The organism is Pseudomonas sp. NFX15 (assembly GCF_049132105.1).
Taxonomy (GTDB): Bacteria; Pseudomonadota; Gammaproteobacteria; order Pseudomonadales; family Pseudomonadaceae; genus Aquipseudomonas.
The window spans coordinates 68,016-80,238 of the sequence record NZ_JAFMPV010000014.1; the positions used below are offsets into that span (position 1 = coordinate 68,016).

At 59.7% G+C, this 12,223-nt stretch carries 9 protein-coding genes and 1 pseudogene; 6 read left to right on the top strand and 4 right to left on the bottom strand.

Going from position 1 to position 12,223, the window contains the following annotated elements:
- Positions 1–193: 193 nt before the first annotated feature.
- From plsB to J1D76_RS16470, 4 genes are all read left to right on the top strand, one after another.
- Positions 194–2,689, top strand: coding sequence for a glycerol-3-phosphate 1-O-acyltransferase PlsB (gene plsB, locus J1D76_RS16455; RefSeq protein WP_421139287.1), 2,496 nt, complete (start codon positions 194–196; stop codon positions 2,687–2,689).
- A 115-nt stretch (positions 2,690–2,804) separates the two neighbouring features.
- Entirely contained in the window at positions 2,805–3,149 is a 345-nt protein-coding gene (locus J1D76_RS16460) for a hypothetical protein (protein WP_421139288.1), read from the top strand.
- Between the two features lie 240 nt (positions 3,150–3,389).
- A complete protein-coding gene (locus J1D76_RS16465) occupies positions 3,390–3,788 on the top strand; it encodes a YbaY family lipoprotein (RefSeq protein ID WP_421139290.1) in 399 nt (132 codons plus the stop codon).
- Positions 3,789–3,815: 27 nt separating this feature from the next.
- On the top strand, positions 3,816–4,505 hold the full coding sequence (locus J1D76_RS16470) for a DUF4197 domain-containing protein (protein ID WP_421139291.1): 690 nt from the start codon (positions 3,816–3,818) through the stop codon (positions 4,503–4,505).
- A gap of 90 nt (positions 4,506–4,595) precedes the next feature.
- On the opposite strand, the pseudogene J1D76_RS16475 reads toward J1D76_RS16470, so the two are convergent.
- The 3 genes and pseudogenes from J1D76_RS16475 to J1D76_RS16485 form a co-directional block, all read right to left on the bottom strand.
- Positions 4,596–5,035 (bottom strand): annotated as a pseudogene (locus J1D76_RS16475) (Fic family protein); the annotation flags it as partial.
- 666 nt (positions 5,036–5,701) lie between these two features.
- Entirely contained in the window at positions 5,702–8,767 is a 3,066-nt protein-coding gene (locus J1D76_RS16480; protein WP_421139292.1) for an efflux RND transporter permease subunit, read from the bottom strand.
- 6 nt (positions 8,768–8,773) lie between these two features.
- Positions 8,774–9,874, bottom strand: a complete 1,101-nt coding sequence (locus J1D76_RS16485) for an efflux RND transporter periplasmic adaptor subunit (protein WP_421139293.1) — start codon at positions 9,872–9,874, stop codon at positions 8,774–8,776.
- Positions 9,875–9,967: 93 nt separating this feature from the next.
- On the opposite strand from J1D76_RS16485, the gene J1D76_RS16490 reads away from it, so the two are divergent.
- Positions 9,968–10,606, top strand: a complete 639-nt coding sequence (locus J1D76_RS16490; protein ID WP_421139294.1) for a TetR/AcrR family transcriptional regulator — start codon at positions 9,968–9,970, stop codon at positions 10,604–10,606.
- Positions 10,607–10,726: 120 nt separating this feature from the next.
- Here the strand turns inward: J1D76_RS16490 and J1D76_RS16495 are convergent, their stop codons facing one another.
- Entirely contained in the window at positions 10,727–11,509 is a 783-nt protein-coding gene (locus J1D76_RS16495; RefSeq protein WP_421139295.1) for a class I SAM-dependent methyltransferase, read from the bottom strand.
- 92 nt (positions 11,510–11,601) lie between these two features.
- Between J1D76_RS16495 and J1D76_RS16500 the strand changes: the two genes are divergently transcribed.
- The gene (locus tag J1D76_RS16500; protein WP_421139296.1) at positions 11,602–12,222 is read left to right on the top strand and encodes an energy transducer TonB; all 621 of its coding nucleotides are present in this window, start codon (positions 11,602–11,604) and stop codon (positions 12,220–12,222) included.
- Position 12,223: the final 1 nt, after the last annotated feature.

A 12,223-nucleotide genomic window follows, 5' to 3' on the forward strand; every position in this document is an offset into this window, starting at 1 on the left:
GAAAGCCTCGGGAAACGTCAGCCTGCGCAGACCGGTCCCATGAGGGCAACGGCGACAGAGCGCCGAGTATAAGTCAGTCGTTAAAACTCTCAACTGAGTTTACTTGCCTGCTTTTTTGCCGATTTTCGGTGAATCCGGCACACTGTCGGCCTCCCGAGCAAATGCTCGGTTTACTCACTCACGCAGAAGCCGTATGACCCGCTCCCCGTTCCGCCGTCTTGTGTTTGGCACCTTGCGCCGACTGTTGTACCTCTGGGTCCGCTCGGAGACGATCAACCAGTCGTCGTTCACCCTTGACCTCGACCGCAGTCGTCCGGTGTTCTACGTCCTGCAAAACCCGTCGCTGACCGACCTCGCCGTGGTCGACACCGAATGCAGCAAGGCCGGCCTGCCGCGCCCGGTGCTGCCAGTATCGGTGGGCAACCTGCTGGAGCCTGCCGCGTTCTTCTACCTGACGCCGGACCCGGACTGGCTCGGCCGCCAGGACAAGCGCGGCGCACCGCCGTCCTTGACCCGTCTGGTCAGCGCCCTGAGCCAAAACGCCGCCGAAGACGCGCAGATCATTCCGGTCAGCGTGTTCTGGGGCCAGTCGCCGGACAGCGAAAACAGCCCGTGGAAACTCTTGTTCGCCGACAGCTGGGCGGTGACCGGGCGTTTGCGCCGGTTGTTGAGCGTGATCGTGCTGGGGCGCAAGACCCGCGTGCAGTTCTCCGCCCCCATTCATCTGCGCGAACTGATCGACCACAACAAGGGCCACGAGCGCACCGTGCGCATGGCCCAGCGCATCCTGCGGGTGCACTTTCGCAACCTGAAAGCCGCGGTGATAGGGCCGGACATTTCCCACCGGCGCAATCTTGTAAAAGGCCTGCTGAACCAGCCGATGGTCAAGCAAGCGATCCTCGACGAAGCCGAACGCGAGAATATTTCCCCGGAGAAAGCCAAGGCTCAGGCGTTGCGCTACGGCAACGAAATCGCCTCGGACTATACCTATACGGCAATCCGCTTCATGGAAGTGGTGCTGAGCTGGTTCTGGAACAAGATCTACGACGGCATCAAGGTCAACCACATCGAAGGCGTGCAGAAGGTCGCCCAGGGTCATGAAGTGATCTACGTGCCGTGCCACCGCAGCCACATCGACTACCTGCTGCTGTCCTACCTGTTGTTTCGCAACGGCCTGACCCCGCCGCACATCGCCGCCGGCATCAACCTGAACATGCCGGTGATCGGCGGCCTGCTGCGGCGCGGCGGTGCGTTCTTCATGCGCCGTACATTCAAGGGCAACCCGCTCTACACCTCGGTGTTCAACGAATACCTGCATACCCTGTTCACCAAGGGTTTCCCGGTGGAGTATTTCGTCGAAGGCGGCCGTTCACGCACCGGGCGCATGCTGCAACCGAAGACCGGGATGCTGGCGATCACCCTGCGCAGCTTCCTGCGCTCGTCGCGCATGCCCATCGTGTTTGTGCCGGTCTATATCGGTTACGAGCGTGTGCTGGAAGGCCGGACCTACCTCGGCGAACTGCGCGGCGCGGCGAAGAAAAAAGAATCGATCTTCGACATATTCAAAGTCATCGGCGCACTCAAGCAGCGCTTCGGCCAGGTCGCGGTGAACTTCGGCGAGCCGATCAAACTGGCGCAATTCCTCGACAGCGAACAGCCGGACTGGCGCAAACAGGAACTTGGTCCGCAATTCAGACCGGCCTGGCTCAACGAAACCACCAACCGTCTCGGCGAAAAAGTCGCCCGGCATCTGAACGAAGCGGCAGCGATCAACCCGGTGAACCTCGTTGCGCTGGCGCTGCTGTCCACCAGCCGCCTGGCCCTGGATGATCGCGCCATGGCGCGGGTGCTGGACCTGTACCTGGCGCTGCTGCGCAAGGTCCCGTACTCGCCGCACACCACCCTGCCCGAAGGTGACGGCCGCGCGCTGATCGAACACGTGAAGGACATGGACCTGCTGTCCGAACAGAGCGATGCGCTGGGCAAAATCCTGTACCTGGACGAGCAAAACGCCGTCCTGATGACCTACTACCGCAACAACGTGTTGCACATCTTCGCCCTGCCGGCGTTGCTGGCGAGCTTCTTCCAGAGCGCCTCGCGGATGAATCGCGAGCAGATCCTGCGCTACACCCGCGCCCTGTACCCGTACCTGCAAGCGGAGCTGTTCATCCGCTGGTCGCTGGAGGAGCTGGACGGGGTGGTCGACCAATGGCTGGAAGCCTTCGTCGAGCAAGGCCTGCTGCGTTTCGAAAACGACGTGTACCTGCGCCCGGCGCCAAGTTCGCGGCATTTCGTGCTGCTGACACTGCTGTCGAAGAGCATCGCCCAGACCCTGCAACGCTTCTACATGACCGTGTCCCTGCTGCTCAACAGCGGCCAGAACAACATCAGCGCCGAAGAGCTGGAAGACCTGTGCACGGTCATGGCCCAGCGCCTGTCGATCCTGCACGGCCTGAACGCCCCGGAGTTCTTCGACAAGAGCCTGTTCCGTCACTTCATCCAGACCCTGCTCGACCTCGACGTGCTCAAGCGCGATGAAGCGGGCAAGCTGAGCTACCACGAGTTGCTCGGTGAATTGGCCGAAGGCGCGGCCAAGCGGGTGTTGCCGGCAGAGATTCGTTTGTCGATTCGTCAGGTAGCGTTACACGGCAATGAAAGCGCGGCCGAGCGCAATCCGCCGAGCACATAAAAACAACTTAACTTACCAGGCAGAAATACAAGGAAGTATTTCTGCGAAAACCAGACCTCAATGTTCAGTTAGCATCCTGGATGCCTGTTTCAGGCTCAACTAAAAGGATAATTAGATGAACAAGTACATTTCCGGAATGGTTCTCTTCAGCAAAACCCCGTACGGCATACAATCGGACTACACCACAAAGACCAGTCTTTACAAACACCTCAGTGACAACAAATCCATACTCATCCATACACACGCAGAAAACTCACTGAATCATAAGTGGTGGGAATTTGAGTTTGCTGTTGAGCGCGACTCCGGTGAAAGCCCAGTCGAAACATATCGAGTTATTGCAGAAGTTTTTCTTCCCGACGGGACGCTTCTTGCCAAGGCAGATGAGCTTCTCGCAATTGATTTCCAATATGGCAGCCGTCATCACGAAGACATCTACCTAAAACCTGTATTCATTGTTTAACTAAAAAACATTGAAATAGTAAACAACTACCAAGACATTTCATGTATCGACGTCTACACCCCATCAACGACAAGAACCCTAAACAACTCGCTCAGTAAATCGTTTGATACTCGCTCGAATCATTGGCGAATCCACTCCTGGGTAGGATGCAAAAATTGCCAAGGGGATATTGCCGGCGAAATCCGCTAAATTGTCGTTGGCGCCTGTCCGCTTCGGGCGCCAATGACAAGGATCCGCCTTATGAAAAAACTCTCCCTGCTTGGTCTAACCGCTTTACTGAGCGCTTGCCAATCCATGCAACAAGCCCCTACCGCCAGCCTCAATGGCGAAGTCTTCTACCTGCAACGCATCGCCCTGCCGCCAACCGCGGTGCTGAGCGTCAGCCTGCAAGACATTTCATTGGCCGATGCGCCGGCGAAAGTCATCAACGAGCAGCGCGGCCCGGTCAAGGGACAGGTGCCACTGGCCTTCCATCTTAGCTATGACCCCCTGAAGGTAGAGCCCAACCACCGTTACTCGGTCAGCGCGCGCATCGAAGTCGACGGCAAACTGATGTTCATTACCACCGAGAATCACGCCGTACGCCTGGACGGCACCGATCCACAGCCGCTGAAGGTCCGTGTCGACCCGGCGCGCTGAGTGTCTTTTTCGCATAAGGAAGTTTCCATGTTTCGCCCTACCCTCCGCTTCGCCGGCCTGTGCGCAGGCTTGATGATCTCTGCCAGCGCTCTGGCACTATCCCTCAGCGACCTGTCGCAGAAAGACGCCACTGGCGGACTCAAGGATGCATTGACCCAAGGCGCGCAACTGGCCGTGAAACAACTCGGCACGCCAGGCGGTTTCAGCAACAACCCCGAGGTGAAAATCGGACTGCCGGGCAAGCTGGGCAAGGTCGCCAGCAAAATGAAACAGTTCGGCATGGGCGATCAGGTCGACGAACTGGAAGCCAGCATGAACAAAGCGGCGGAAACCGCGGTGACCCAGGCCCAGCCTATCCTCGTCGATGCCGTGAAGAAAATGACCGTGGAAGATGCCAAGGGCATCCTCAGTGGCGGCAACGACTCGGCCACCCAATACCTCAACAAGACCAGCCGCGAACAGATCCGCACCAGGTTCCTGCCGATCGTCAAGCAAGCCACCGACAAGGTTGGCCTGGCCCAGCAGTACAACTCATTCGCCGGACAGGCAGCGACCATGGGTGTTATCGATGCGAAGAATGCCAACGTCGAGAACTACGTCACCGAGCAGGCGTTGAATGGCTTGTTCGAGATGATCGGCAAACAGGAAGAAACCCTGCGCCAGAACCCGGCGGCTGCGGCGACCCGTTTGGCGAAGAAGGTGTTTGGTACGCTCTAGGCTGCAACACAAAACCTGTGGGAGCAGTCTTGCTTCCACGAGGTTCAGGCTGCCGAAACGGGCCTTAGAAAGAACACCCATTCGCGCCCCATCTTGCGCTTCTCGAACAGCTTCAACGCGACCAGTCCATTGAGTGTGGCTGCTGCTGATGGCCTGGTCTTCGATCAGGTCATTGAGCAAATAGCTGAAATGAGCGCGCTCGCCAATCTGGCCGGTCATGTACTCCAGCACTGCGGTTGTCGCCTGGCGATCTACCACGGAAATGGCTTTTTGCGCTTGCGGCGTCCACCCAAAAGCAAAAGGTTCGAATACTGTGCCGCCCGCGCTTTCTTGACCAAGGCCCAGCACAGGTTCGAATCCAGACCGGGCGCTCAGCGGTAGCGCAATGAATCGAATGGCAGATAACGCCCCTGATCGCCCAAAGGCTTGAGCAAAGCGAGGTATTGCGAAAGGCGTTCCTTGTGAGGAGACCGCTACAGCCGATCAAACACTGGATCGGACCGTCCTCTCAATGTGGGTGGGTTTGTCATGGTGCTGTCTCAAACATGGGTGAAACCGGGCTTTGAGTACAGCACCAACGGTTTTTAGGCTCAATATCAGACGGGGCCGAGATTGATGTAGGAACAATGGAGGCCTGCTGGTATGTGCAGGTTCGTGAGATTGGTTGGCTGGCAGGCCGCTTTCGCTGGCAAGCCAGCTCCTACAGGGGACTGTGTGCATTTGAAGAATCGGGTTGGCTGGCAGGCCGCTTTCGCTGGCAAGCCAGCTCCTACAAGGGACTGTGTGCATTTGAAGAATCGGGTCGGCTGTCAGGCCGCCTTCGCTTTTAACCACTCATCAGGCCGAGCGTTAGCTCGCCTGCAGCCCTTGATCTTGATCCACCCGCCCCCCTCGGGAGGCTGAGTGGAGGTGTTCATCCGGGGACTGGCGCGCAGCGCCGTTCGACGCAGTCGAACACATTGCATGGAGGTCGAAGCGAAGCCGACCGGAGGGCAATGCCCCCGGATGAATACCGGAGCGAAGGAACGCCGAGCCCCAGCGAGGGGCCGGACGCTCGGGGCGAGACCTTTTGGTTACTTTTGGGGCGTTTGCCAAAAGTGACCCGCTGTAAGAGCGGAACCAAAAGCCGCCGTTACCGCCGCAATGGATATGTACACAGCCACCCAAGAACCTGGTCGGCCCGAAGGCCGCCAAGGTCAAACCGACTCTTCGCGAACCCGAAACCAGGCAGCATAAAGGGCAGGCAAAAACAGCAGTGTCAACGCCGTAGCCACAATCAACCCCCCCATGATCGCCACCGCCATCGGCCCAAAGAACACACTGCGTGACAACGGAATCATCGCCAGAACAGCCGCCAGCGCCGTCAACACAATCGGCCGGAACCGCCGCACCGTCGCCTCGATAATCGCCTGCCACGGCTTCAACCCGGCCCGGATGTCCTGCTCGATCTGATCCACCAGAATCACCGAGTTACGCATGATCATCCCCGACAACGCGATCGTCCCCAGCATCGCGACAAACCCGAACGGCTGACGGAACACCAACAAAAACAGTGTCACCCCGATCAGCCCCAACGGTGCCGTCAAAAACACCATCGCCGTGCGCGAAAAACTGCGCAGTTGCAACATCAACAAGGTCAGCACCACCACAATGAACAACGGCACGCCGGCCTTCACCGAGTTCTGCCCCCGCGTAGAGTCCTCCACCGTGCCGCCGACCTCCAGCAGGTAACCATCCGGCAATTCAGCCCGGATCGGATCAAGGGTCGGCAGGATTTGCTGAACCAGCGTCGCCGGTTGCTGCTTGTCATAGATATCGGCGCGAACCGTCACGTTGGGCAGACGGTTACGGTGCCAGATGATGCCCTCTTCGAAGCCGTACTCCAGGGTCGCGATCTGCGACAGCGCGACGCTGCGACCGTTATCGGTCGGCACCGCCAGGCTCGGCAGCAACGACAGCTCAGTGCGCTCATGCAAGGTGCCGCGCAACAGGATCTCGATCAACTCGTTGTCTTCGCGGTATTGGCTCACGCTAGAACCGGACAGAGAGCTTTGCAGGAACTTCGACAGGTTTGCCGTGCTCACGCCCAGCGCCCGCGCGCGGTCCTGATCGATGTTCAGGTAAACCACTTTGCTCGGTTCTTCCCAATCCAGGTGCACGTTGACCACATGCGGATTCTCGCGAACCTTGGCCGCCACCTTGCGGGCCAGCGCTCGGACTTCCTCGATGTGTTCACCGGTCACCCGGAACTGCACCGGGTAGCCCACGGGCGGGCCGTTTTCCAGGCGGGTGACCCGCGAGCGCAGGGCCGGGAACTGCTCGTTCAGGGTGGCGATCAACCAGGTGCGCAGGGTTTCGCGATCCTCGATGGTTTTCGCCAACACCACAATTTGGGCGAAGCTCGCCGCCGGCAATTGCTGATCCAGCGGCAGGTAAAAACGCGGTGAACCGGTGCCGACGTAGGCCACGTAATTGTCGATCCCGGCCTTGTCCTTGAGTAGCGCTTCAAAGCGCTTGACCTCCTCGGCGGTGTTGCTCAGCGATGCGCCTTCGGCCAGCTTCAGGTCGACCATCAATTCCATTCGTCCCGAAGCCGGGAAGAACTGCTGCGGCACAAACTTGAACAGCACGATGGAGCCGATGAACAACAACACGGTCAGGGCAATAACGGTTTTGCGCCAGTGCACACACCACTGCACCAAACGCCGCACGCGCTGATAGAACGGCGTGCCGTACGGGTCGGGTTGACCGGCGCCGTGTTTGGCAGCGTGGATTTTTGCCAGGTCCGGCAGGAGCTTCTCCCCCAGGTACGGCACAAACACCACGGCGGCCACCCATGAAGCCAGCAATGCGATGGTGACCACCTCGAAGATCGATCGTGTGTATTCACCGGTACTCGACTGCGCCGTGGCAATCGGCAGGAAACCGGCGGCGGTAATCAGCGTGCCGGTGAGCATCGGGAACGCGGTGCTGGTCCAGGCATAGCTGGCCGCTTTGATCCGGTCGAAGCCCTGCTCCATTTTGATCGCCATCATTTCCACGGCGATGATCGCGTCGTCCACCAGCAGACCCAGCGCCAACACCAGCGCGCCGAGGGAAATCTTGTGCAGGCCGATACCCAGGTAATACATGGTGGCGAAGGTCATCGCCAACACCAGCGGAATCGCCAGCGCCACCACCATGCCGGTGCGCACGCCGAGGGAAAAGAAGCTCACCAGCAACACGATGGCCAGCGCCTCCACCAGCACCTGCACGAACTCGCCAACCCCGGTTTTCACCGCTGCCGGCTGATCGGAAACCTTGCGCAACTGCATGCCGGCCGGGAGGTTTTTCTGGATGCGGTCGAACTCGCCCTCCAGCGCCTTGCCCAACACCAGAATGTCACCACCGTCCCTCATCGCCACCGCCAGGCCGAGAGCGTCTTCGCCCATAAAACGCATGCGCGGCGCCGGCGGATCGTTGAAACCACGACGTACGTTGGCGACGTCAGAGATACGGAACGTGCGGTCACCCACGCGGATCGGGAAGTTCCTGATCTCCTCGACCGTCTGAAAATTCCCGGAGACCCGAAGCTGCAAGCGCTCGCTGCTGGTTTCGAAGAAACCCGCCGTGGACACAGCGTTCTGTTCTTCAAGCGCCTGCTGCACCGCTGCCAGCGGCAAGCCAAGTGTCGCGAGTTTGACGTTGGAGAGTTCGATCCAGATTTTTTCGTCCTGCAAACCGAGCAGCTCGACCTTGCCCACGTCCTTGACCCGTTGCAGCTGGATCTGGATGCGGTCGGCGTAATCCTTGAGCACCGCGTAGTCGAAACCCTCGCCGGTCAGGGCGTAGATATTGCCGAAGGTAGTGCCGAATTCATCATTGAAGAACGGCCCCTGAATCCCAGGCGGCAGGGTCTGGCGAATGTCGGCGACCTTCTTGCGCACCTGATACCAGAGGTCGGGGATTTCATCGGAGTGCAGCGAATCGCGGGCGATGAAGGTCACCTGTGATTCGCCGGGGCGGGAGAACGATACGACACGCTCGTACTCGCCGGTTTCCATCAACTTCTTTTCAATGCGCTCGGTGACCTGGCGCGAGACTTCCTGGGCGGTCGCTCCCGGCCAGTTGGTGCGAATCACCATGGCCTTGAAGGTGAACGGCGGGTCTTCACTTTGGCCGAGCTTGGTGTAGGAAATGGCGCCGACGATGGCCAGCAATAGCATCAGGAACAGGACGATCTGGCGATTACGCAGCGCCCATTCAGAAACGTTGAAGCGCATCGGGGCTTACTCCTTGTCCGCCAGATTGACCACGCGATTGGAGCGATCCACCGGGCGCACCTGCTGCCCTTCAATCAGCACATGGACGCCGGCAGCCACCACCCAGTCGCTGGCGTTGAGCCCTTCGAGCACCGGCACGGTCTTCTCGCCAAAGGCACCGACGCGCACCGGGGTTTTCTTCAAGGTGTTGTTGGCGCTGACGACCCAGACGTAGGTCACGCCGTTTTCCGCGGTCAGGGCCGACAGTGGAACCGACAAGGGCACGACGTCGGCAGCCTGTACGAACACGCGCGCACTCTGGCCCAGTTCGACGGGAACCTTGCCGGCACTGAAGGCGATGCGCGCTGCAAAGGTCCGCGATTTCGGATCGGCTGAGGGCGACAGTTCGCGAATCCGCCCGGCAAAGCGCTGATCGGGTTGGGTCCAGAGTTCAACCGAGACCGGTTCATCGACCTTGAAGCGACCGAAATTCTGCTCCGGCAGGCTGATCAAGACTTCACGCTCGCCATCGGTAGCGAGCGTGAACACGGTCTGCCCGGCGGCGACCACTTGCCCGACTTCCACCAAGCGCTTGGCCACGACACCGTCCTGCGGCGCACGCAACACGGCATAACTGGCCTGGTTATTGGAGACGTTGAATTCGGCTTTGATTTGCTGGAGGCGGGCTTCGCCGGAGCGATAGAGGTTTTCGGCGTTGTCGTATTGCGAACGGCTGACCAGTTGCCGCTCCATCAGGGTCTTGTAGCGATCACGCTCGGAACGCACCAGGTTCAGGTTCGCTTCGGCGGCGGCAACCTGGGCGCGGGTAGCCTCCAGTTGCAGGCGCACGTCCTGGGGATCGAGTTCCGCCAGGGGCTGATCGGCCTTGACCCGCTGACCTTCCTCGACCAGTCGTCGGCTGACTTTGCCGCTGATGCGGAACGCCAGATCCGGTTCGTAGCGCGCACGAACCTCCCCCGGATAGCTCTCCATCGCCTGCGCCGAAGGCTCTGGCTGAACGACCATGGCCGGACGCACGGTGACCGACGGCACCTCCTCGGCACCACACGCGGACAATAAAAAAGCCAGGGTGACTGGCAACGCGAGGGGCAAGGCATAACGGAACATGGTGAAGGACCTTTCGCCAATGGTGCTTTGAATAATTATACTGAGCAGTATGTTATTAATAGCAAACTCACCAGTCCAGTAATAAAAACGAATATGTCGAACAATCTTTCAGCACCCAATGGCCCAGGCCGTCCGAAGGATCTGGTCAAGCGCCAGGCCATTCTCGATGCAGCCAAAGGGCTGTTTTTGAGTAAGGGTTATGCCAACACCAGCATGGATGCCGTCGCGTCCGAGGCCGGTGTGTCGAAGCTCACGGTCTACAGCCACTTCAATGACAAGGAGACGCTGTTCTCCGCTGCCGTGGTGGCCAAGTGCGAGGAGCAATTGCCGCCGCTGTTCTTCGAGCTGCCGGAGGGTGTCGAGGTGGAAACCGTGTTGCTGAACATCGCCCGCGGTTTTCATCATCTGATCAACAGTGATGAATCAGTGAACCTGCACCGCTTGATGATGACCCTGGGCAGCCAGGACCCGAAGCTGTCGCAGATCTTCTTCGAAGCCGGGCCGCAGCGCATGTTGCATGGCATGGAACGGCTGTTGAGCCGCATCGACGAAACCGGCGTGCTGCGCATCGACAAGCCGCACAACGCCGCCGAGCACTTCTTCTGCCTGCTCAAGGGCGCGGGGAATTTTCGTTTGCTGTATGGCTGCGGTGAACCGCCGGTGGGTGAAGAGGCGGAGAGCCATGTGCGGGAAGTGGTGGGGTTGTTTATGCGGGCTTATCGGCCTGAGTGAGCCTGATGGATTGAGGGTGCCTGATCTGGCGCCTTCGCTGGCAAGCCAGCTCCTACAAGGTCCGAGGTGCTACATATAACCTGTTGGAGCTGGCTTGCCAGCGAAGCAGGCGCCCCGCTCTTAAGGCTTGAGCGCCTTCTTCGGGTAGATGTCATACCGACTGGACTTGCCATCCAGCGCATGGCTCGGCTTCGGCCCGTCGATACACGGTGCCTTGCGCGGGCGCTTGACCACCACCCGGTGGCTGGCCAGGGCCAAGGCGGCTTCGAGCAATGCCGGTGCATCCGGGTCATCGCCCACCAGCGGCCGGAACAGGCGCATTTCCTTCTTCACCAGCGCGGTTTTCTCACGGTGCGGGAACATCGGGTCCAGGTAGATCACCTGCGGCGGTTCACCCTCCCAATTGCGCATGACCTCGATCGAGTTGCCCTTGAGCAAGCGCATGCGGGCCACGATCGGCGCGACGTCGAAATCTTCCGCACCTCGCGCCAGGCCATCCTCCAGCAACGCGCCAATCAATGGCTGGCGCTCGATCAGGCTCATTTCGCAACCGAGGCTGGCCAGCACGAACGCATCCTTGCCCAGCCCCGCCGTAGCATCCAGTACGCGGGGACGCACGCCCTGCGCGACACCCACGGCCTTGGCGATCATCTGCCCGCTGCCGCCGCCGTACAACCGGCGATGCGCCGCGCCACCCTCGACAAAGTCCACCCGCACCGGCCCCGGGGCATCCGGCCCCAGTTGTTGCAGCTGCAAACCCTGGTCACCCACCTGCAAGGCAAATTCACCGTCCGCCATTTGCATCGGCAAACCCAGGCGCTCGGCCCATTGCTCGGCTTGCGGTTCGAACGCCGCGTCGAGGGCCTGGACATGGATTCGGCAGGCCGCAGGTTGATCAATCATCGGAAACACGCTCAAAAAATTAATGATCGGCAAAAACGGCCGATAACAAAACTATCGAGCATTTTGCCAGAGCTGAGCGTCGACCGAGAGAAATGTCAGACATTCAACCCACAATCACAGGTTTTATATCGCCCTACGGCAATTACAACCTGCGAAACACCCAGGCACTGAGCGGTGTCAGCCACATCTGGCAAGATTTCTTTGCCCGTGCGCTGGCCGATCAGTCGGGTGATGTGCTGCCTGAATCGCTGAATTTCCCGCCGGTCGATCTCGACAGCCCGGTGGAGCCAACCGTCGGCAGCGAGCTGCTGGAGCACATCGTGTCCCAGCGTCAATGCGATGTGACCGAAACCCAGGTCCGCCCGCCCGAGCCGCTGTTCCTGCCGATCGCCGAATTTGACATGGACCTGGCCGACAAGCCACGTCCACCATTCCCGGCAGACGAAATCGTCGCCCAGCAAAAGCAGCAAGATTTCGAAAGCGGCTGGGTACGCCCGATCGTGCTCAACACCGGCCAACCGGTGTACGAAGCCGGCCCCGCCCCGCAACCACGTCCACTGCACCTGCCGATTGCCGAATTCGAACTCGACCTGCTCGACAAGCCGTTCCCGCCGTTCTCGCCAGAAGAACTGGTCGAGCAGCAGAAACAGCTCGATTTCGACAATGGCTGGGCACGCCCGATCATCCTGCAAAACCTGCGTATCGCCGCCTGAT